12 protein-coding genes are annotated in these 22,556 nt (G+C 58.7%); 6 read left to right on the top strand and 6 right to left on the bottom strand.

Annotation, left to right across the window (positions count from 1 at the left end):
- The first annotated feature begins 57 nt into the window (after positions 1 to 57).
- The 6 genes from I2E69_RS04815 to I2E69_RS04790 all read left to right on the top strand — a co-directional run bounded on the left by I2E69_RS04815 (position 58) and on the right by I2E69_RS04790 (position 12,451).
- Positions 58 to 3,126 (top strand): SusC/RagA family TonB-linked outer membrane protein, encoded by a 3,069-nt coding sequence (locus tag I2E69_RS04815; protein ID WP_195460067.1) that lies wholly within the window; start codon positions 58 to 60, stop codon positions 3,124 to 3,126.
- A gap of 19 nt (positions 3,127 to 3,145) precedes the next feature.
- Positions 3,146 to 4,669 (top strand): RagB/SusD family nutrient uptake outer membrane protein, encoded by a 1,524-nt coding sequence (locus tag I2E69_RS04810; RefSeq protein WP_195459252.1) that lies wholly within the window; start codon positions 3,146 to 3,148, stop codon positions 4,667 to 4,669.
- Positions 4,670 to 4,689: 20 nt separating this feature from the next.
- A complete protein-coding gene (locus tag I2E69_RS04805; protein ID WP_195459249.1) occupies positions 4,690 to 7,236 on the top strand; it encodes a BACON domain-containing protein in 2,547 nt (848 codons plus the stop codon).
- 76 nt (positions 7,237 to 7,312) lie between these two features.
- Complete coding sequence (locus I2E69_RS04800; protein ID WP_195459246.1) at positions 7,313 to 9,790, top strand: DUF5689 domain-containing protein; 2,478 nt, start codon at positions 7,313 to 7,315, stop codon at positions 9,788 to 9,790.
- Between the two features lie 100 nt (positions 9,791 to 9,890).
- Positions 9,891 to 10,772, top strand: coding sequence for an endonuclease/exonuclease/phosphatase family protein (locus tag I2E69_RS04795; protein WP_229095390.1), 882 nt, complete (start codon positions 9,891 to 9,893; stop codon positions 10,770 to 10,772).
- Between the two features lie 11 nt (positions 10,773 to 10,783).
- Entirely contained in the window at positions 10,784 to 12,451 is a 1,668-nt protein-coding gene (locus I2E69_RS04790; protein ID WP_229095389.1) for a metallophosphoesterase N-terminal domain-containing protein, read from the top strand.
- Between the two features lie 106 nt (positions 12,452 to 12,557).
- Here the strand turns inward: I2E69_RS04790 and I2E69_RS04785 are convergent, their stop codons facing one another.
- From I2E69_RS04785 to I2E69_RS04760, 6 genes are read right to left on the bottom strand one after another with little or no spacing between them, the layout of a single operon-like run.
- Positions 12,558 to 14,759: a glycoside hydrolase family 3 N-terminal domain-containing protein gene (locus I2E69_RS04785; RefSeq protein ID WP_195459240.1), complete on the bottom strand. Its 2,202-nt coding sequence runs from the start codon at positions 14,757 to 14,759 to the stop codon at positions 12,558 to 12,560.
- A gap of 12 nt (positions 14,760 to 14,771) precedes the next feature.
- Positions 14,772 to 15,545, bottom strand: coding sequence for a hypothetical protein (locus I2E69_RS04780; protein WP_195459237.1), 774 nt, complete (start codon positions 15,543 to 15,545; stop codon positions 14,772 to 14,774).
- A 12-nt stretch (positions 15,546 to 15,557) separates the two neighbouring features.
- The gene (locus tag I2E69_RS04775; RefSeq protein WP_195459234.1) at positions 15,558 to 18,275 is read right to left on the bottom strand and encodes a sugar-binding domain-containing protein; all 2,718 of its coding nucleotides are present in this window, start codon (positions 18,273 to 18,275) and stop codon (positions 15,558 to 15,560) included.
- A 20-nt stretch (positions 18,276 to 18,295) separates the two neighbouring features.
- Complete coding sequence (locus I2E69_RS04770) at positions 18,296 to 19,564, bottom strand: acetylxylan esterase (protein ID WP_195459230.1); 1,269 nt, start codon at positions 19,562 to 19,564, stop codon at positions 18,296 to 18,298.
- On the bottom strand, positions 19,561 to 20,751 hold the full coding sequence (locus tag I2E69_RS04765) for a glycoside hydrolase family 88 protein (protein ID WP_229095388.1): 1,191 nt from the start codon (positions 20,749 to 20,751) through the stop codon (positions 19,561 to 19,563). Before I2E69_RS04765 ends, I2E69_RS04770 begins: the two co-directional genes overlap by 4 nt.
- Positions 20,752 to 20,758: 7 nt before the next feature.
- Positions 20,759 to 22,543, bottom strand: a complete 1,785-nt coding sequence (locus I2E69_RS04760) for a glycoside hydrolase family 2 protein (RefSeq protein WP_195459227.1) — start codon at positions 22,541 to 22,543, stop codon at positions 20,759 to 20,761.
- Positions 22,544 to 22,556 lie beyond the last annotated feature (13 nt).

The raw sequence follows: 22,556 nt of genomic DNA, 5'->3' as shown, positions 1-22,556 counted from the left end.
CTAAAAAAGCCTAAAATGAATAAATTTTTTCAAATAATGAGAGCATCCGTCCGAGTGATGTCGCTGGTGGCGGTAGTGATACTGCTTGCGGCATATGCGGGACCGGCAACGGCTCAGCAGCAGGCCCGTACGGTCAGCGGAACCGTTGTCGATTCGGATGGCAGTCCGCTGACAGGAGCCACGGTGGTGCTGTCCACCGGTAAACAGGGTACGATCGTCGATGCGAAAGGCAAATTCACCATCAAGGCCCAGCCTTCCGATTCGCTGCACATCTCCTATATCGGCTACAAACCGCAGACGTTGAGCGTCGGTGCGCGGACGAATTTCATCATCCAGATGGAGAAGGACTCGTCCACCGACATCGACGAGATCGTGGTTATCGGTTACGGTCAGGTCGCCAAGAAGGACCTGACGGGTTCGGTCGCCACGGTCAAGATGAACGATATCAAGGACGTGCCCGTGCTTTCGGTCGACAACGCCTTGCAGGGCCGCATCGCCGGCGCCGATTTCATGTCGACCACGGGTGAGCCGGGCGCCACCACGACCATCCGTATCCGCGGTACGCGTTCGATCAACGCCTCGAACGAGCCGCTGATCGTCGTCGACGGCGTGATGGACGCCATCCACGACCTGAACGACATCAACTCCGACGATATCGCGGCGATCTCGGTTCTGAAAGACGCCTCGTCGACGGCGATCTACGGCTCGCGCGGCGCCAACGGCGTTATCCTGATCACGACCAAGCGGGGACTCGGTTCCAAAGGCAAGACGAACATCACGTTCAAGACCGACATCGGTTTCTCCCAGCTGCCCCGCCGCCTCGATATCATGAATGCGTCCGAGTTCGCGCAGTACCGTAACGACTACGCCTATTTCGGCGGCGATGCCAACCACCCCGATGTAGGCAGCGATACGCCGCTTTCCGGTTCGGTGTATCCCGACCCGCTGTCGCTGGGAGAGGGAACGGACTGGATCAAGGAGATTACCCGTACGGCCGTTTACTCGAACTACGCCCTCTCGCTTTCAGGGACCAACGATAAGTCGTCCTATTACGCTTCGTTCTCCTATAACGACACCCAGGGTATCATCCAGGACAGCGGCCAGCAGCGTTTCACGGGGCGCATCAACCTCGAACGCCAGTTGTTCAAGTGGCTGAAGGTCGGCTATACGGGTTCGTATACCTGGCGGCATAACGACCAGAACAAAGCCACGATCGGCGGTACGGCCTGGTACAGCGGTGCGCAGTACCTCTCGCCGATGCTCAAACCGAACGATTCTTACAACCCTCTGTACTACAACGGACAGAAGGTGAATACCCCTCGTGCGCTGATCGACCAGAACACCTATTACCTCGAACGCCATTCGAACAACCATGCCTTCTCGCTCAAACTGGAGCCGGTGAAGAATTTCACGATCAACAGTACTTTCTCGTATTACCTCTATCAGCGCCATACCTACCGTTACTATCCGGGAACCCTGCCCAAAAAGGGTGAAAACGAGGGCGGCGAGGCCTACCGTGCCGACTGGGATGAAAATTCGTTCTCGTGGGAGACCACGGCGGGATACAAATTCGAGAAGAACGACCACGCGTTCGACGTTCTCGGCGGTTTCTCGGCCTACCGGTTCGCTTCGCACGATTTCAACTTGTCCGGCAGCGGGTACATGGACGACGCCATCATGTGGAACAACATGAATGCGGTTCTGGACAAGGAGACCTATTCGGCCGGTACATCCTATTCGAAGAAGACCAAGATGTCGGCCTATGCGCGTCTGAATTACAACTGGAAATCGCGTTATTACCTGACCGTGACGGGACGTTATGACGGCGCTTCGAACTTTGCGGCCAATAACAAGTGGGCCTTCTTCCCGTCGGCCGCCGTCAAATGGAATCTGGCCAACGAGAATTTCCTGAAGGACTGCCGGTGGATCGACGACCTGTCGATTCGTATGAGCGCCGGCCTGACAGGTAACGACGCTATCAGCACCTACCGTTCGCTGGCCACGCTTTCATCGACGACGGGCGGCTACCTGTTCGCCGGATCGCAGCCCGTCGCATTTTACCGCAGCCGCCTCGATTCGCCGGACCTGACGTGGGAAAAAACCGCCGCATACAACATCGCACTCGACTGGTCGATGTTCAAGGGCCGTCTGAATATCACGGCAGAGGCGTACAAGTCCAAAACGACCGACCTGCTGATGTCGCTGGCCGTTGCGAGCCAGACCGGTTACACCTCCCGCTGGACCAATATCGGTTCGACTTCGAACAAGGGTATCGAACTTTCGATCGAGAGCCAGAATATCGTCCGCCCGAAGTTCCACTGGTCGACGACGCTGACCATGTCGCACAACGACCAGATGGTCGACGATATCGGCTCCGAGGATTTCATCTCGGCTTACAACTCGCCGGGTAACAACCCCTACATGATGTATGGTTACGTCAAGGGTTATCCGCTCAACTCGCTCTGGGGATTCAAGTACGGAGGAACGTGGAAAAACGCCGAGGAACGGACGGAAAACAACATTACGAAAACCTATGTGAGCCCGTCCAACACCGACGGTGGTCCGCGCTATTACGACATCAACCACGACGGCGTGATGTCCAAGGAGGACCTGATCTACCAGGGCAACGCCGATCCGTATCTCTACGGAGGTTTGCAGAATACGTTCTACATCCACGGCCTGAAGGTGGGAGTCTATTTCGCCTACTCGCTCGGCGGTAAGATTTACAACTATTCGGAAATTTACATGGCGGGGTCCCAGTTCTCGAACCAGTACCGCTACATGCTCGATGCGTGGCATCCCGTCCGCAACCCGGATTCGAATATTCCGCGTGCCGGAGCCAAGAGCGACGCTGCCCTGCCGAGCGATTTCATGATCCACGACGCGTCGTATCTCCGACTGAAAAACATCACGCTTTCGTACACGTTCGACCTGAGGAAGAAATGTTCGTGGGTGAAGGACCTGACGGTGAGCGTTTCGGGCGAAAACCTCTACCTGTGGAAGAAGTACAACGGCTTCGACCCCGACGTTTCCAGCGAGGGTACGTCGTCGACGCTGCGCCGTATGGACCTGGGTGCATATCCCAAACCCCGTACCATCATATTCAGCCTTCAGTTGAGATACTAAATTTAACAGCATAAAGACGATGAAAACCAAACATATAATCTTTGCGGTTGCCGGAGCGGTGCTCCTTTCGTTTCAGTCGTGTTCGCTGAACGAGGATACGTCCGGAATTTCCAGCCCCGATGACTTTTTCCGTAAATTCTCGGAATGCCAGTCGGTTGTAAACGGTTGCTATATCCCGATCAAGTCGATCTATAACTACACCTACATGATCGCCACGGAGTGCGTCACCGACATTGCATACTGCCCCTCGGGTACGCTCGACGCCAGCCTGGATATCTCTCCCTCCGTGCCGCGCCTCGGCTCGACCGTCTGGACACAGGGCTATCTCGGCGTGCAGCGCTGTAATTTCGCCGTCAACGGCATCGAACGCGCCTTCCAGAACGAAGTCCTCAGCGAGCAGCAGTACTATCAGTTGCTCTGCGAGGCCAAGACCCTGCGTGCGTTCTTTTATTGGACGCTGACCAGTTTCTTCGGCGACGTGCCGTTCTACTTCGACGACGTTACGGACAACGAAGTTCTGAACCGGATTCAGGTACTGCCGCGCATGGATGCCGGCAAAACCCGCGACAAGGTCATCGAGGACCTGTTGTCGATCGCTCCCCTCGCTGCCCAGACCCGTACTTACGACAACGAGGCCAATCGTCTGGGAGCGGCCTGCGCCTATATGCTCGTCGCCAAGATGGCCATGTGGAACAAGGAGTGGGATATCGCCCTGGACGCCCTGGAGAACATCGAAACGATCTACGGTTCGCTGTCGCAGTACAACTATGCGGAGAACATCCTGTTCCGGAACAAGAACACGCCCGAATCCATCATGGAGATTCAGCATGTTTATACCCAGGGCGGCCTGACCTATACGTCCAATGTGGCCTGCATCTGCCAGCCCTATCCGCGTGCGGCCAATTCGGCCATTTACGACGGTGTCGAGATTCCCGAACTCGGCGACCAGGCGACCGTTTGGGCCGCCATGCGTCCGAACGTCTACTTCTGCCAGGGCCTCCAGTCCAAAATGGGCAAGGATATCCGCGCCAAGTACAACATGGCCTGGGGCTACGAGGATAAGACGTTCAACAACACGAATACCCGTCCGTGGTGCGGACCGAAGTTCTGGTGTCCGAACATGCAGGCTTCGGCCGACGGCAACAATTACAAGGTGTTCCGTTATGCCGATGCCCTGCTCATGATGGCCGAATGCTATTTCTACAAGGAAAACTACGAGAAGGCGGTCGAATACCTCGACATGACCCGTACGCGCGCCGGTCTGGCCAACTACACCTACCGCACTCCCGCGCGTCTCGAAGAGGAGATCCGCAACGAGCGGGCCCGGGAACTCTTCGGCGAGTTCCAGCGCAAGTACGACCTGGTCCGCTGGGGCATTTGGTACGAAGCGGTGACGGATAATAGCGATTACGGCTATTTGCAGCTCAACACGGCGAACAGCCGCATCAAACCGTGCCACCGTTATTATCCGATTCCCGATACGGAGGTTACCTATTCGAAGAATAATCTCGATAACAATGAATACAAGGCCTACGGCTTGTAATAATCCGAAATTTTCAGACTATGAAAACAATATTCGATAAACAGAAAAGATCGGTCGTCGGTCTGCTGATCGCCGTAATGGCGTTTACGGCGGCTCTGACCGGTTGTCAGAAGGACTTCGAACTGGAACTGCCGCTGGCGGTCTCGGCGCGGGAGTTGTCGCTGACCAAGGATGCCGGATCGACCCACGTACTGGTCTATTCGACCGGTGACTGGAAGGCCCGCTTTACGCGCAATGTGAAATGGGCGTCGCTCAACAAACTCGAAGGGTACGGCAATCACGAAATCGTGTTCACGTATTCGGCCAACTACGGCCTGTCGAGAAAGGTTGGCGTCATCTTCGAGAAAGGTTCCCTGGTCGATACCGTAATGTTCATGCAGGCCGGATCGGTGACCGATCCGTCGATTGCATTCTCGAAACCTGCCGTCACGTTGCTGAAGGCGCAATCCCAGATCCTGGCTCCGATCAACACCAACCTGCGTTACAGCATCGACGATATGGAGGCTACCGTTACCTATTATGACGAGAACGGCCTGCCCAACGACCCTGTTCCGGTTATAACGCGCGCCGGGGAGGACGATGGCGAAGAGGGCGGCGACGAGCCGCAGGCTCAGCCCGTCGCACCCTGGATTTCCAATGTTTCGATTACGCAGAAAGGCGTTCGGTTCGAAGCTGCGGATAATGAAACGAGCTTTGTCCGGTGGGCCGACCTGACCGTCCTCATCGAAAGCGCCGAGGGCGACGTTATCAAATCGGTGCTGACCGTTACGCAGGGTAACGCCACCCCCGCATTCAAACTGGACAGTGATGCGGGGACCTACGAAGGTTACGCCCAGGAGTGTATCGTCCCGGCCATGACCAACAACCTCGTGCCCTACTCCGACCAGGTCGATTATTATGTAGTGTACGACGTGCCCGTCGAGGAGGACGCCGAGTGGATTCTGAAGCCCGCGATCACCGACGACGGACTGACGTTCTCGCTGGCGAAGAACGAGGGTTCGGCGCCGCGCACCGCCACGATCAAACTCAGCTTTACCGACGCCTCGGGGGCATCCGCTTCGGCCTTGTGCAAGGTTACCCAGAAACCCTATCCCACGGTTGCCGACTTCGCAAGCGTGCGTGCCCTGACTCCGGGCGAGATCACGCTCGCGCAGTATATCGAAGGGTTCGTCGTCAGCGATCCGGCCAGCAAGAACATCGTTTCGAGTCCCCAGACCCAACAGTTCTTCTTCGACCGCGGCGAGAACGACCGGACGGTCTACATCGAGAGCCTCGACGGGCAGTATGGTTTCTGCCTGAAGTTTGCGACCGCCGAAGACAACACGCTGGCGCGTTTCTCGAAGGTGCGGCTTGCAATCGCCGGAGCTACCCTCGAAAAGAAGGCCGATCCCGAATGCTATACCATCTCGGGGCTTACGGCAGCCAACATCCTGGAAACCTCGACTCCCGACGAATTCAAGATTCCCGTTAAGACCAAGAGCATCGCCGAACTTACCGACGCCGATATCTATACGCTGGTTTCCGTGACCGGCCTGGAGATCATGTGCAAGGACGGCGCCTACACCAACTGTACCGACGGCTATTCGTTCAAGGATGCACTGAACGCGATCGGTACGGCCACAGCCCCGCGCTGGGATGTCGCTCCGCTGATGTGCTACGACAAGGGCGGCAACTCCATCTTCATGCTGACCAATGCGGCCGTATCGTGGCGCCGCCACAGTTCGGGCCGCGATCTGGAGTTTAACTCGATCGTTGCACAGGGTTCGGGTACGTTCCGGGGCATCGTTGTCGCCGACGATATCGCCCCCATCCGTTTCGGCGACCTCGGCCGCTACCAGTTGCGCGCCATGACCAAAGAGGAGATCGCGCTGAACGACGAACCGTTTATGAAAACCGTCGTAGAGTGGAACTGGAACGACCGTAAGGTCGACCTTATTCCGGAGATCGGCGCGGGCGAGATCAACAAATACGGCGCTACGCAGGCCGGTGCTTCGGACTTCAACAACGTCGTCTGCTCGGGTATGGGCGGTGCGACGACCGAGCAGAAGGGACTGGTGGCGAACGGCGGAATCTTGTTCTCCCAGCAGTGGTGGGACTTCAAGGCCGACGAAGGCAAGTATTTCGACATTTCGTTCTCGACGCAGGGCATCAGCGGTTCGAGCCTGATCTTCGGTATCACCTGGGGCCACGGTTCGATGAGCAATACGACGATCTTCGGTCCTGCCCACTGGAACCTGCTTTACTCCGTAGACGGCGGCGCGACGTTCCGGGCCGTTCCCAACTGTCCGATGCTCAAAAAACGCTCGATAACGTGGTGGTCCACCACCTCCCAGGATGCGACGCCGGGCTTCACCGAGCATCTGCGCAAACTGCCCGCCGACTGCTTCGGCAAGGAGAAGGTGGTACTGCGCCTGCAAGTGGCCGACAAGGTTACCGATATCGATCCGAAAGCTACGGCTTCGAACTACCTGACGGCCCTGGGTATCGAAAAGGGCACGCTCACCGAGTCGGTTGCGGCGGGCAACAGCCAGACCCGTATCGGTACGATTACGGTACGCTATAACTAAATGTCTTCGAGCCGTGCGGCAGATTGCCTGCCGCACGGGCGAAGACCAGACAAACAACGCATAAAATTCAGACCATATGAACTATCGTAAATCGATAATTAAGTTTTTAGGCATTGCGGCCATATCCGGGGCCATGGTGGCTTGCGCCAATGCCGATGCCGAGGACATCGACCTCGTCAAACTGGGTGCGCTGGAAAAGGAGTTTGTTGTCGAAGCCGATGCGAGTACGTTCGATATCGACATCTATGCAAACGGCTCTTACCATATCGAGCGTATCAACCAGGCCGACTGGCTCAGCCTGACCTGCGGGGAAACGGAAGGCGGCAAAGCCAAGATCACGGCCGAATGCGAATTCAACGAGGATTTCAAGCGCAAGGCGGGGTTCGTGCTCTGTTCCGACGTGGATTCCCGTCGCGATACGCTCTACGTCAAACAGAAAGCGCTCGTCGACGCGCGGATCGAGTTCGACAACTCGTCGGTTACCGTTGCCGGGGCCGGAGGCGAGAACAAGTCGATCATCACCACCAACGTGCCTTTCTCGGCAATCACGGTCAATATCGAATATTCCGATCCCGAGAACGCCGGTTGGATCGAAGGGATCGAAATCGTGGATTCCGACAGCGAGAAACGCGATCTGATTATCAGCACCGAGGCCAATACCGCGGATGAGATTCCGCGCTCGGCAGCCGTATCGCTCTCTTTTACCGACGGCTGGGGAGAGACCGTTTCCGTCGAGTTCAACCTGTTGCAGCGTACCGCCCGGGAGACGCTCGGACGCGAAATCACGTTCGACGAATTCCGCCAGACGTATGCCGCCAACAAGAAGATCGAAGATTACGTCATTCTCGAGGGTATCGTGGTCAGCAACACCGCGAACCGCAATGCGGGCGAAAACTCGCAGCTCACGACTTCGACGATCGACTATACCGTGTCGGAAAGAACGGTCTATCTCGAATCGTTCGACGGCAAGTACGGTATTGCCATGCAGACCAAGTCGACCGAGGACAATGTGTATGACCAGTACGATCATGTGCAGATTCTCATTCAGGGCGCATCCGGCTACCTGGTCGAGAATCCCGACCGCTACGAACTGCGCAACGTCACCAAGGCGATGGTCATCTCGCGGGTCGCAGGCTCGGCCTCGGACGTTCCCGTGAAGGAGAAGTACATGAGCCAGCTTACCGACGACGACATCTATACCTACGTTACGCTGAAAGAGGTCGAATTCCCCGTGCGCAAAGGCGCGATCACGCCGATCAACGAGGGTTATGCGATCGGTACGAACGCACACCGTATCAGCAAATACCCGCTGCTCGTGCGCGACATCAACGGCGACGACATGTATATGCTGACCAACACCAACTGCGCTTATCGCAGCGACGGTACGCGCCTGCCTTACGGTTCGGGCAAGATTTCGGGTGTGATCGTCCACGAACGTTTTCCGCGTTTCGACTGGCGCGACGGAGCCGACCCGGCCGAAATGGACGATGATCCGACACTCGGGTTTATCGGCCGTTATCAGATCCGCCACCAGACCAAGGGCGACGTTTGGGACAACATGCAGAACAGTGTCGAGGACAGCTTCTCGGCCCTGCTGACGGAGTACCGTTACTGGAATCCCGATGTCAGCAATGCGGTTCAGAAGCCTACCTACGGCACGAACGGCTACCTGACGCACACCTATCAGCAGAAGTATTCGGGTTCGGAGAGCAAAGAGTACGTGCAGGCGGCCTACAATCAGCACATGTGGGGCGGCGGCACGTATGAATACCTGGGTCCTATCGGTAACAACGTCAACTATCTCTTCGGAGCCAACTACGGCAACAAGAACGGCATCGGCATCGTGATCGACCCCTCGAAGGAGAGTTGGAACCCGCTGATGAACGACCTCGTAAGCCGCAATCCCGATGGAACGATAGAATGGTGCGGTCCGTATGCAGCCGATAAGAACGTCGGGTGCGGCACGGGCGGCTGGACGAGCAACGAGGCGATTGCCACCAACTCGCCCCAGATCAATTACAGCGGCAGCACGGGCCTGCGCGGCAAGGGTAACGTCGGCGGAAGCTGCTACACCTCTTTCGCCAACCACTTCTGGTGGGACGACGACACCGACCGCCCCTATGCATGGCTGATCAACTTCTCGACCGCAGGAATCTCGACTTCGCACATTTCGATGCAGATTTCCGTCATGAATACGCAGCAGACCTTCTATTCGCCCCGGTTCTGGTGTGCCGAGTGGGCGCTCACCGATTCGCAGGACCCGAAGGACGATTCGCAGTGGAACCTGATCGGAAATTACACCATTCCCGACGTTTCCGTCTGGTCGAATACGCTCTATTCGTCGTGCGTGGCCTACAAGGGTATCGACTTCGAACTGCCCCAGGAGATTCTCGGACACGAGAACGTTTACATCCGCCTGCGTCCGACGAGCGACCTTTGCAGCGACGGCAGCGATTACGCCAATGCGCGCCTGAACCAGAGCGCCAGCGGCGCGGCCCTGGCTTCCGAGCATTCGAGCAACCTCGAATATTTCGCGATCCGTTATAACAAATAGTAAATCCGTCGAATAACCGGGGGCTGGCAAGTGAAGAAAAAGTCCGGAACTTGCCGGCCCCTGTTCTTAAATGTCCTTCGAAGCCAAGAAATTGATGATTATGTGTAAATTAGTTGCATTTATGACCCTGTTCGCGATGCTGTGCGGCGGTACGGCGGCGGGGCAGGACGACGGGGCTTCGAAAAAGGCCGCCAAAGCCGGCCTGAAGCTGATGTCGTTCAACATCCGCTACTACAAGCCCGGAGCCGACGGGGACAACTGCTGGGAAAACCGGCGGGAGGGTGTGCTGAAGATGCTTCGGGCCGAGAGTCCCGATATCGTCGGGTTTCAGGAGCCGCACCGTCCCCAGGTCGATTTCCTGAAAGTAAACATGAGCGATTATGCGACACTCGACATGGGAGTCGATTCCGACGCCAATATCGTGAAATCGCCCGATGGAGGGGCCCATCTGATGATCATGTACCGCAAGGCGCGGTTCATCCTGCTCGACAGCGGGTTTTTCTGGTTGAGCGACACGCCCGGGAAACCCTCGCGCGGCTGGGACGCCGTGTGCCGCCGCGTCACGGTGTGGGGGAAATTCCGCGACCGCAGGTCGTGGAAGGAGTTTTACTACTTCGACACCCACTTCGACCACAAGGGGACGAATGCCCGCATGCACGAGGCCCGGATGATGGCTGCGAAAATGAAAGAGATCGCCGGGGAGAAGGCCGCCGTTATTATGTCCGGCGACCTGAATACCACTTTCGGCAACGAGGCCCTCGCTCCGTTGCGCGAATGGATGTCGGGAGCGCGTGAAACGGCTCCCGTGACCGATTCGCTGCCGACGTTCAACGGCTGGGGAGCACACGACCTGCGGATAGACCATATCTTTTATCGTCGGGTGAAGGTTGCGGGTTATGAAAGTCTTGTGAACGACGCCGTGCGTTACGGCGTACCTTATTTGTCGGACCATAATCCGATTGTCGCCTGGTTTAAACTCTAAAAATTACGAAGATGAGAAAACTGTTTATATTGTTTGCCGTGTCGTTCGCCCTGACGCTGTTCGATACGGGTTGCGGAAAATCGGACGCAGGTAACGGCCAGGAGGAGCCTCCCGGGCCGGCTCCTGCTCCCGGCGGCGAAATCGACTGGTCGAAAGTCGATCCGGCGGCTACCGTGCGCGGCGTCGTCACGTCCGGCGGCGTGGGTGTGCAGGGCGTCGTCGTAACCGACGGCGTGAATATGACGCGCACCAACAAACAGGGTGCATACGGTCTGCGTACGTCGGCCGGAAAGTCGAACCTGGTTTACCTGACCGTGCCGTCGGGCTATGAGGTCGAGTCTTCGCGGGGCTTCATCCCCCGTTTTTATCGCAGGCTGACTTCTCCCGTAAGTGTTGAAGCGGTCCAGCAGCACGATTTTACGCTTAAAAAGGTGGACAACGACCGCCATATCATGATCGTGTCGGCCGATATGCACATCCGTAACCGTGCGATGATAAAGTCGACATCGGCAACGACGCCGTCGATTTGTCCGCCGAAAGGCGAACTCGATTCGGTAACGTTCCGGCGGACATACCTCAAAACCCTGCGCGAGTATGTGCGCGGCCTGCCTTCGGGCGTGCCGGTTTACGGGATGAACCTGGGCGATATGACGCAGGAATCGCACTGGACGAATGCCAACAAGGCGACGCTGGCCAATTTTGTCAACGTATGCGAACGCGGGGGCATGCCGATCCAGACTTTCCATGTGATCGGCAACCACGATCACGACATGGCGGTGCAGAACATCGTCGGTGAAGACGATTCGGAGGCCGAACTCGCGTATAACGCAGCCTTCGGCCCGACGTATTACGCCGTCAATATCGGCAAGGTGCACTATGTCGTGTTCGATAATACGCAATTCATAAACAACGGCGGCGACAGGTCCTATACCGTCCATCTCAGCCAGCGCCAGCTCGACTGGGCGCAGAAGGACGCCGACTATATGACTGCCGGCGTCGAACACATCGTGATCGCGTGGCATTGCCCGGCGTTCCGCCGCAATCCCAAGGCTTCGACGCCGTCGCCGATGGACAATGCGAACGCACTGCTCGACATATACAGGGACAAAAAACTGCCCGTGACGATCTGGTCGGGGCACAACCATATCGCCGAAACGGTGACTGTGCCGCGCAGCGATATGACCGTGACCGAATACACCCATCCCGCCGTTTGCGGCGCATGGTGGTATTTCCCGCTTTGCCACGACGGAACGCCTGCGACGTTTACCAGTTACGATTTCAGCGGCGGGGCGATAACGAACCGGCGGAGTGTGAATTTCAGCGACGAAAACGAACAGTATTACAGGGTATATAATTCGGGACAGACGAATGTCGACGGGAAACCGGTGATACGCATTAACGTCTGGGACTGGCATTCGACGTGGAAGATAGAGTGCCGCGAGAACGGGGCGGCAGTGCCTGCTTCGCAGCTCAAGGCCGTGAATGCCTACGACGGTTATTATGTCGCCGTCCATGATGCCTGCGGCAACGACATCGCATCGTTCGATTTCCTGAATAAGTACAGTACCGACCATATGCTCGAATATACGCCCGTTACGCCGTCGGCGAATATTCAACTTACCGCAACCGACGAGTACGGCAACCGACTCTTTGTCATCGATACGAAAGTCGTAAACTGATCCGCCGTATGCGCCCCGCTGGGATGCAGGTAAATCGGGAACGCCTGGAATTAATGCTAATTCCAGGCGTTCGGTATCTTTTCGCTTGCTTGGGGAAAAGGGGCGGTTACTCCGTCAGTGTCAGTTTTATCTTTTTGTCTTTGACGAGGATGAAGTAATCGCCTGCTTCGAGGAAGCGTTTTCCGTCGCCGTCCGTAAAGCTCAGGTCCCGTTCGGGGTCGATCTCAAAGCGGAACGTGTGCGTTTCGCCCTTTCGGATAAGCTGTTTTTCGAAGTGTTTCAACTCCCTGACGGGCCGTGAAATACGGCATACGGGGTCTGCGATGAACCAGTGGACCGTCTCGGCGCCGTCCATCTCTCCGGTGTTGGTCACCGAAACCGTGACGGTCAGCTTTTCCCCGCGGCGGAGTGTCGTCGCCGAAGGCTGAAGGTCGCCGTATTCGAATGTCGTGTAGCTGAGGCCGTGCGCGAAGTCGTAGAGCGGTGTGCTGGGGATGTCCTGGTATTTGCCCTGGTGTGTGCGGCCGCTCTGGCGGTGATTGTAGTAGATCGGTATCTGGCCGGTCGAGTAGGGGAATGTCATGGCCAGTTTGCCCGAGGGGTTGATGCGTCCCGACAGAATCCCGGCAAGCGGGTTTCCGCCCCGCAGGCCGGGCTGCCACATCTGGACGATGGCGCCGCACAGCGGTTCGAGCCGGCGCAGTTCGAGCGGGCGTCCGCTCGACAGCACCAGGACCACCGGTTTGCCGCTTTTCGCGAGTTCGGCGGCCAGTTGCTCCTGGACGGCGGGCAGTGCGATCGTGGACCGCGAGGCGTTCTCGCCGCTCCAGGTCTTTTTCTCCCCGAGGCAGAGCACCACTACGTCGGCTTTTTCGGCGGCGGCGATAGCCTCGGCGAATCCGGAGCGGTCTTCGCCGTCGAATTCACAGCCCTGCGCATAAAACAGTTCGGCTTTATCGCCGTATTCGTTTTCCAGTCCGGCGAAGATGCTCACCACATCCTCTGCATCGCCCTGTGCGGACCAGGAGCCCAGCAGGTTGAACCGGCTTTTGGCCATGGGACCGACGACGGCAATCCGGCGGACTGCCCTGAGCGGAAGTGCGTGCTGCTCGTTCTTGAGCAGCACCATCGATTCTTCGGCGAGTTGCTCGGCGATTTCGAGGCTGGCGGGCAGCAGGAAGCGTTCGGCTTCGGTCGATGCGGGCGTATAGGGCTTTTCGAACAGTCCCAGCCGGAATTTCAGCCGGAGGACACGCCGGACGGCGTCGTCGAGCCGTTGCTGCGGGACTTTGCCCTCACGCACCAGGGCGGCCAGGTGGGCGTCGTAGCAGCGGTTCATCATGTCCATATCGAGACCCGCGTTGAAGGCCTTTTCGGCGGCCTCCTTCTTGTCGGCGGCGATCCCCTGCGAGCGGAGCTGCTCGATGGCGCCCCAGTCCGAGACGACGAATCCGTCGTGTTCCCAGCGCTCTTTGAGCACCTCGGTCAGGATGTACGGATTGGCCGATCCGGGTGTTCCGCTGATGTCGTTGAAACAACTCATGACGGTCGCGGCCCCGGCCTTGATGCCTGCTTCGTAGGGCGGCATATAGGTGTCCCAGAGCGTTTGGCGCGAGATTTCGGTATAGACGTAGTCGCGTCCTGCTTCCGAAGCGCCGTAACCGACGAAATGCTTGAGGCAGGCGGCAACGCGGCGGTTGTCAGCAAGGTCGTCGCCCTGGTAGCCCTCTACCGTCGCTGCGCCGAACACGGCGTTGGTGTAAGGGTCTTCGCCGTAACCTTCGGCTACGCGCCCCCAGCGCGGATCGCGTGCAACGTCGATCATGGGCGAAAAGGTCCAGTCGACGCCCGCCATCCGGGCTTCCCCGGCAGCCACTTCGGCCGCCTTTTTCACCAGTTCGGGATTCCACGAGCAGGCCTGGGCCAGCGAGATGGGATAGGTGGTGCGGAATCCGTGTATGACATCGTAGCCGAACAGCACGGGGATTCCGAGTCTCGACTGCTCCACGGCTTTTTTCTGCACCCGGTTGCGCAGTTCGGGCGACGTGCCGAAGTAGATGAGCGAGCCGATTTCGGCGGGAATGTCGTTCACCGGATCGGCCATGTTGTTGGCGTTGTCGTTGCGTCCGAGCGTGTACTGCGTGAGCTGCATGACCTTCTCTTCGGGGGTCATGCGCGACAGCAGGTCGTCGATGCGCTCCTCGACGGGGCGCGAGGCGTCCCGGTAAACGGGCGTCCGGGACTTTTCCCGGGCCTGTACACCGTATGCGGAGGCCAGCAAAAGGCTGAAAATAAGGATTTTTTTCATCGGTTGTGGTTGTTATTTAAACACGGGCTTGTCGGAAAGGCGCATTCCCGAGCCGGGGTTGTTGTTCTTGATGTCGAAGACGACGATGCGGTTTCCTTTTTCCGTGAGGATTCCGGCCGGAATCAGGATCGACTGCTGTTTTTCCTCGTCCCAGAACGACCCGAGGTAACGGCCGTTGATCCAGACCTCGCCCATGCCCCATCCCGATACGTCGAGATAGGCGTCGCCCTGCGACGCGCTGTCGAAATAGCCGCGGCGGAAACAGGGGATGCCGCATGTCCCGATAGGCTCGAATCCGAGCGTTTCCGGATCGGCGTCGCGTACCTCCAGCGGAGTGATCTTCCAGCCGGCGATCTCTTCGCCGCCGATACGGGCGCTGCCGAACAGCCCCTTCGAGTTGTCGAGGATTTCGGGCCCGTAGGTGATGCGTCCGATGTTCTCGACGTAAAGCCGCAGGGTCCGGGTTCCGGGCTCCGCTTTCAGTTCCAGCGTTTTCCGTCCGTCCGTCACGGTTCCCTGGAACGTATCGTCGAGGTAAACCGCGGCATAATCCCGTACGTTTTCCAGTTCCAACAGGCTCTCCTTTCCGGGAAGGTCGACGGCGGCTTCGTAGAGGACATATCCGAATTCGACCCCCACATCGTTCATCGGGAGCAGTTCTTCGGACTCGCTGACCTCCCCGTAAACCTGCGTCAAGGGGGCGCATTCGGTCATTTTCAACTCCTGCGCCCCTCCCCGGAGGATGCCGAGGAAGAGAACGCAGAACAGGAGGGTTTTCTTATTCATAACCGTGTGTTTTTAGCGCATGAAAGAAGCGATGAACGACTCGTCCAGGGCGACCTGCGGGTCGAAACGCCCGCTGTGGACGTAGTTGTCGATACTTTTGAGCAGTTGCCGGGTTGCGGGGCGCTGGTCCATCTTCTTCTGGGTGTCGACCGTCAGGACGAGCAGCTTTCCGCCGCCGACCCGGGCTTCGAAGCCGATGCCGAGCTTTTGGTTGTTGTCGAAACTGTCGATGACCTGGATGAACGGCCTCAGTTCGCGCGGGGTCTGCTGCATCTCGATCACCTTGGCGTTCTCCAGGATATCCCACCACTGCCAGTCGGTGTGGTAGGAGGTCGGGAAGTCGGCGAATACCGGCTCCTCCGAGTGGATCAGGCAGCCGATGGTCATCGGCGCCCAGGCGAACATGATCGGGTTCCAGAAATGGTTGTGGAAGGTCGATTTGCGCCCTTTGACCTTGTTCAGTGCCGGGGTCAGGATGACCGTCTTTCCCTGCTTGAGGTGCTGTCGGGCCTGCTCGCCGAACTCCTTCGTGTAGAGTACCTCGCCATCCGACTGCATCAGCGACGGATTGCGCGGGTAAACCCAGATGTCCCAACTGTTGCTTGTCTTTTCGCCGACGTTCAGGTGAACAGTGAGTTTTTGCGGCCCCTGGACTTTGTCGAGCGGGATCGAGAACTCCCCGGCGGGGAAAACGCCGTCGATGCCGATGGTCTGCGATTTGAGGCTGCCTTTGGCGAGCGTTTTACCGCTGCTGTCGGTCAGCGACCAGCGGATTTTCGCATTTTTGAGCGCGGCTGCACCGAAGTTGTAGACCTCGGCTTTTGCGGTGAACGTTTCGTCGTCGAACCAGGCGCTTTTCGGGTAGCGGAGCAGGGCTACGGTCGGGGCGCAGAAGGCCCGCCACTCGTCGGGCGTCACCAGTCCCTTGGAGTCCCAGAAGGGGTCGAGCACACCCACCGGGGCATAACCCTGTCCCGGGAAATCGTTGAGCGAAAGCAACTGGAACCCGGCCGATTTGGAGGACCGGAGCAATGCCTCGATCACGGCTTTGTACTCCACGACGGTCAGCGCACCCGATGCCCGGAAGAAATCGTGGGCCTGGTCGAGCATGCCGTTCTCGTCGAGCATTTCGCGCCAGAGTTCGAAATTCCGCGCCCGGACGGGGCCTGTGAATTTCTCGATCTCGCGGAAGTCGGGGTAGATGCACCGCTGTCCCGATTCGTGGGAGATGACGGGCACGTCCACGTCCGATTCGCTGCTGCGGTCCCAGTCGGTTGAAGGCAGTCCTTCGTAGACCTTCACGGGACCTTTGTTGGTCTGCTGCGAGACGTAGTACTGGTCCGACGGAACGCGCGTGCGCGCCGTCGAGCCGCTGAACAGATGGCGGCTGTCGAGTTTGCGGCCGTCGGCGGTCAGCTCTTCGATGAAGTCGAAGTTGCCTGTGATTTCGTTGCCGTTGCAGTAGAGGACGAACGAGGGGTGGTTGCCGTACTCCTTGAGGATGGCCCGCATTTCACGCCGGAAAAAGTCGTAGCGCGCTTCGTCCGGTTCGGCGTCCTTGCCCCACATGGGCATTTCGACTTCGAGGTAGATGCCGTGCCGGTCGGCCATGCGGAAGGCCGCTGCCGGGGGACACCACGAATGGAAACGCATGTGATTCATGCCGTAGTCCTTCAGGATGAGCATGATACGCTCCCACTCGGCGTCGTCGAGCGGGGCGTGTCCCGTTTTGGGGAACACGGCGTTCTCGACGGTTCCGCGCAGGTGGAGCGGCCGTCCGTTGAGCAGGACGTGGTTGCGGCCCTGCGTCACTTCGCGCAGGCCGAACGTTGCCGATTTTTTGTGCTCGTAAGCGTCTTTGCCGGTATGGGTGAGCAGGGTGCACTCCACGGTGTAGAGATTGGGGTTGAATTCGTCCCAGCGTTTGGCGTCTTTTCCCAACGGAATGGTTTCGGTGAGGCGGACTTCCGCTGCGTCGCCGCTGACGGGCACTTCCTTGGTTATGCTGAGTCCGTTGCCCGAGACGGTGAGTAGGGCCTTGCCTTCGAAGGGCTTCTTCGTGCGGTTGTCGACGGTCATGCGGACTTCGACGCTGTTTGCCGCGATATCGGGATACAACTGCATGTCGTCGACGTAAACCGGGTCTACGGCCACGAGTTTCATCTCGCCGAGGATGCCGTTCCAGTTGATCTGCGTGAATTCGGTGTGGGCATGGTTCCATTTGTGGGTGTTGTACTGGAACCGGTTGTCGATGCACACCGTGATGCGGTGCGTCTTGCCCGGGGTGACGAATCCCGTGAGGTCGTGGTTGTGCGGGACGCTGATATAATCGAGGCGGCTCACCTCCTTGGTGTCGACCCACACCGAACTGAGCCAGTGGGTGCGCTCGAAATAGAGGAAGATGCACTTGCCTTTCCACTCGGCCGGAAACTCGATGTCGCGCTGATACCAGGCCGGTCCCATGTACTCGTAGACGCGTGTGAGGCGGTCGACGTGGCGGTAAGGCGATTTGTAGCCGATCTGGTAGTCATCGGTGATGCCGGGGAGCGTGATCGTCTCCTGCAGTTGGTGGTTGTACCTGGGCGAGAGCGATCCCCGGCGGAAGTCCATCACGTCGGTCTGGAACCTCCATTCTCCCGAGAGGTCCACTTCGCGGGTCTGGGCCGCAGCCGGGGCAAACGATGCAAGGAACACGGCCGCGAGGAGCAGTTTTATAAACCGGTTTTTCATGTATAGATGTTGTTTTTAGATTATCGTTTCAGGTGTTTGTCTGCAAATTTCACGAATTGCCGCCAGTCGTAGGGCGTGATGTCGTGGCCGCCCGAACGGACATGGTAGCCGATGTATCCCGACTGTTCGGGGGCGTCGTTTTCCGGCAGCTCCGTGTCGGGCAGTCCTTCGAGCCCGAAGAGTTCGTAGACGGGCGTAGCATGGACTCCTGCGAGAAATTCGCCCCGGATGTCGGACCACTTGTCTTCGGCTGCGCTGGCGATGTAGACCGGGCGCGGGGCTATCAGCGCGACCAGTTCGTGCTGGTCGACGGGCAGCGCGTCTTCGTTGCCGGCATATTGCTTGTAATTTTCGCAGAACCAGTGGGGGAACAGGCGGTTTATCCGGGCGACCGTCTCGGCGTAGCGTCTTCTGGCCAGTGCGGCGCCCCCGCACCCCGATTCGTTGGAGACGACCATCGCGAAGCGTGGATCGGAGGCTCCGGCCCACAATGCGGCTTTCCCGAGGCGCGAATGCCCGATGACCGCCACGCGCTCGCAGTCCACGTCTTCGTCGGTTTCGAGGTAGTCCATCGCACGGCTCAGGCCCCAGGCCCAGGCCGCGATCGTGCCCCATTCGTCCGGCTCCGGACGCGTCTGCCCGTCGCGGTAGAACAGCGGGTGAACGCCGTTTTGGAACCCGTCGTCGTAGTCGGGGTCGATGTCGCCGCGGTAGACCGTAGCCAGTCCGTAACCGTTGGCGATCAGCATTTCGATCGGCCACCGCGATGCCGCTGCGGCCCGCGGGAATCCGTCGGACGGCCCTTTCCCAGGTGCTGTCCGGGGAATGGACGGCGTGACGAGCGGATCGTCGCAGATCGTGTGGTTGCCCTTGAAATTGAGTCCCAGGAAGATTGGAACGACATCCGTGCGCTTGTTGGGAATGTAGAGCAGGATCGTCATGAAATGCGTTTCGTCGTCGGTGAAATAAACCGCGATTTCCCGGCGTGTGGCCATGTTGCCCAGCGTGTAGCGGTCTTCGCCCAGGACCTTGAAATGCAGGCCTTCGGGGCGTCCGGGGGCTTTGCCGTAGACCTGCGTCTCGAAGAGCGCGAGCAGTTCGGGGCGGCGTTTCGAGGTCCACGTCGCGGCGTCGGCCACCTTCGTGCCGTCGGAGCAGGTCAGCGGATCGGGCAGGACGTAGTCCGGGACCAGCGATTCGTCGTAATTCATCGCAGGTTCCTGTGCCCGGGCGCAAAACAGTCCCAGGCAGCAGAATACGGGCAGCGCGTATCTCTTCACGACGCTCATGATTGCAGTTTTTGTTTGATCCGGGTAAGCGCTTCGAGGTAATAGTAGTCGGCGTAGGTGAGCGGCGCATCCACTTCCGAAGAGAACGGATAGGCCCCGGTGCTGTGCAGGAGGATAAAATCCCCGTTTTCGCCCGGCTGTGCCGTGTATTCCGGCGAAGCCAGCGTGCGGACCTGCTTTTCGGCGAAGGCCATGTATTTTTCCCCTTCCGCAGGCTCCACGAAGCCGCTCAGTTCGACCAGCGCCGAAGCCATGATCGCGGCCGCCGAGGCGTCGCGCGGTGTAGAGGGAATGTCCGGCGAATCGAAATCCCAATAGGGAATCCCGTCGGCGGGCATGTTCTTGTGGCCGATGAGGAATCCGGCGATATTGCGGGCGTGTTGCAGGTAGCGTGCATCGCCCGTGAGGCGGTACATGCAGGTGTAGCCGTAGAGCCCCCACGCCTGTCCGCGGCTCCAGGCCGAATCGTCGGAGAAGCCCTGGTGGGTTTGTTTGAGGTGGGGCTGTCCCGAGACGGTGTCGTAGGAGACTACGTGCCACGAACTGAAGTCGGGACGGAAATGATGCTCCAGCGTCTTGTCTGCGTGAGAGACTGCCATTTCGCGGAAGGATTTGTCGCCCGAACGTTCGGCGGCCCACATCAGCAGTTCGAGGTTCATCATGTTGTCGATGATAACCGGATACTGCCACTTGTCCCGGTTGTGGTCCCACGAACGGATCAGACCCACCTGGGGTTTGAAGCGCGTCGCCAGCGACCGGGCTCCGGTGAGCAGCACCTCTTCGTAGGCTTTGTCGCCCGTGAGGCGCAGTCCGTTGCCGAAACTGCAGTAGAGCATGAATCCCACGTCGTGGTTGTCGGTCGTGTATTTCTCCCGCTCGACACGCGAAGTGTACATGCGGGCATACTCCAGCACCTTGGGGTTGCGGGTGTTCTCATAGACATACCACAGCGTCCCCGGGAAAAAGCCGCTGCACCACCAGCGTGAATCCGACGAAACGTCCTCGCCGTTCTCCCACGTGCGCGGGAGGCGGCCTTCGCGGCCGGCGTATTTTTCGGCCATCAGCAGCGTTTGCTGCTCGGCGCGGGCCAGCGCTTCGTTCACGACGGCTTCCAGCGGCTTCTGTCCGTCTCCGGCGCAGCTTGCGAGCAGGAGCGCCAGGGCCATGTATATCGATCGTATTTTCATTGTCGTTTTAGTGTTTGTCGTAGTACTCTTTCATCAGATACCACGCTTTCTTGCGGTATCCCTGGTCCGAAACCAGTCCTTTGCGGTTCCAGCCGTCCTGGTTGGTGGGGTGGAAGCGGAACGGCGAACGGAAATCGAACAGAATCCACGGCGACACGCCCCGCAGGTTGGGGATGTTTTCGAACATGCGGAGGTTGTCGGCGTAGAGCGCCGCCTGGTACTCCTCGCTCCACGAACTGGCCACGTCGGCGGGCCCGTGCTGGCCGTAGAGCGCCTCGCCGCCGAATTCGGAGATGATCAGCGGTTTGCCCCGCGCCACCTCCCACACCGCCTTGTCGGGCGTGAGGGGCCACGGGTGATACCAGCCCATGTATTTGTTGATGGCCACGACATCCAATTCTTCGATGAACGGATCGTTCATGACGAACAGTTGGCGCTCGCGGTCGAAACGCACCAGGTCGAAGGCCGCTACGATGAGGCGGGTGTCGTCGATGCTCCGGCAGCACGAAATCAGGTAGCGCAGGAAAGCGTTGCGCGCCTCGGAAGGCTGTGTCTCGTTGGCTACGCCCCAGAACGTCAGGGCACAGCGGTTCTTGTCGCGCATGACCATCTCTTTGATCATGCGTCCGGCTTTCTCCCGGGTCAGGTCGTTTCCGAAGTCGATGCCCTGCCAGATGGGAATCTCCTCCCAGAGCAGGAATCCCATTTTTTCGGCCAGGCGGACGATGTATTCGTTCTGGGGGTAATGCGCCAGGCGGATCATGTTGCAGCCGAGTGCTTTGGCTTCGGAAAGCAGCATCACGGCGTCTGCCTCGGAGTGCGCCCGGCCCATGCGCTGGGGGATCTCCTCGTGGAAACTGATCGACTTGAGGAACAGGGGCGCGCCGTTGAGAACGATCTCTTCACCCTCGACGCGGATGTTGCGGAAGCCGATCGACTCCTCCACCCGGTCACGGTCCGTGGAGACGATCACCCTGTAAAGTTTCGGGGCGGCGGGAGACCAGCGGTCCAGTTTTTTTACGTTGAACGACATTGTGGCCGTTCCCCGCTCGTCGGTAACGGCGGTTTTGCGGACCTTCAGTTCCGGAATTTCGATCTCGACGGCGGTTCCCGGGGTTGCTCCCGACAACCGGATATCGGCGTCGATCCGGTCGGCAGAATCCTTGCCGAGGCGGATGAAGTAGTCTTCGATGAAAGCGTCCGGGACGCTGACGAGCGATACGTCGCGCGTGATGCCGCCGTAGTTCCACCAGTCGAAGGCCATCGCCGGGATGGCGTCGGGCGTACGGGTGTTGTTCACCTCCACGGCCAGGAAGTTGCCTGAAGGCTTCACCTTGCCGGTCACTTCGATCTGGAACGGCGTGAAACCGCCTTCGTGGCTTCCGATCTCCTCCCCGTTGAGGTAAACCCGGCAGCGGTAGCTGACGGCTCCGAAATGGAGGAATTGCCGTTGTCCTTCCTGCTTCGGGGCGTCGAACCGCCGGGCGTACCAGACCGTACCTTCGTAGTATTTCAGTTCGGGCATCTGGCTGTTCCAGTCCGAGGGAACGTCGAGCCGCAGCCCGTTTTCGAACGAATATTCGTAGAAATCGGTTTTCCCCTCCGGCTTGCGGTTGAGGTAAATCTTATTTTTGCGCCCCTGGTCGTAAAGGTCGACGATGGCGTCCCATTTCCCGTTGAGCGACTGCGTTTCGCGTCCGTAAACGTTGGCGATCAGCTCCTGCGCTCCGAGGTCGGCGGCCGTGAGAAGCGACAGCGCGAGCGGCATTATCAATTTTGTCAGCGTTTTCATTTTCATGGTGTTT

This window comes from Alistipes sp. D31t1_170403_E11 (assembly GCF_015553985.1).
Classification (GTDB): Bacteria; Bacteroidota; Bacteroidia; order Bacteroidales; family Rikenellaceae; genus Alistipes; species Alistipes montrealensis.
This window is presented reverse-complemented; position numbering and strand designations above follow the sequence as displayed.

What these genes read in the sequence shown, in the direction of transcription:
- I2E69_RS04815 (WP_195460067.1), top strand. Translation starts at nt 58, where the DNA reads ATGTCGCTGGTGGCGGTAGTGATACTGCTTGCGGCATATGCGGGACCG.
- I2E69_RS04810 (WP_195459252.1), top strand. Translation starts at nt 3,146, where the DNA reads ATGAAAACCAAACATATAATCTTTGCGGTTGCCGGAGCGGTGCTCCTT.
- I2E69_RS04805 (WP_195459249.1), top strand. Translation starts at nt 4,690, where the DNA reads ATGAAAACAATATTCGATAAACAGAAAAGATCGGTCGTCGGTCTGCTG.
- I2E69_RS04800 (WP_195459246.1), top strand. Translation starts at nt 7,313, where the DNA reads ATGAACTATCGTAAATCGATAATTAAGTTTTTAGGCATTGCGGCCATA.
- I2E69_RS04795 (WP_229095390.1), top strand. Translation starts at nt 9,891, where the DNA reads ATGTGTAAATTAGTTGCATTTATGACCCTGTTCGCGATGCTGTGCGGC.
- I2E69_RS04790 (WP_229095389.1), top strand. Translation starts at nt 10,784, where the DNA reads ATGAGAAAACTGTTTATATTGTTTGCCGTGTCGTTCGCCCTGACGCTG.
- I2E69_RS04785 (WP_195459240.1), bottom strand. Translation starts at nt 14,759, where the DNA reads ATGAAAAAAATCCTTATTTTCAGCCTTTTGCTGGCCTCCGCATACGGT.
- I2E69_RS04780 (WP_195459237.1), bottom strand. Translation starts at nt 15,545, where the DNA reads ATGAATAAGAAAACCCTCCTGTTCTGCGTTCTCTTCCTCGGCATCCTC.
- I2E69_RS04775 (WP_195459234.1), bottom strand. Translation starts at nt 18,275, where the DNA reads ATGAAAAACCGGTTTATAAAACTGCTCCTCGCGGCCGTGTTCCTTGCA.
- I2E69_RS04770 (WP_195459230.1), bottom strand. Translation starts at nt 19,564, where the DNA reads ATGAGCGTCGTGAAGAGATACGCGCTGCCCGTATTCTGCTGCCTGGGA.
- I2E69_RS04765 (WP_229095388.1), bottom strand. Translation starts at nt 20,751, where the DNA reads ATGAAAATACGATCGATATACATGGCCCTGGCGCTCCTGCTCGCAAGC.
- I2E69_RS04760 (WP_195459227.1), bottom strand. Translation starts at nt 22,543, where the DNA reads ATGAAAACGCTGACAAAATTGATAATGCCGCTCGCGCTGTCGCTTCTC.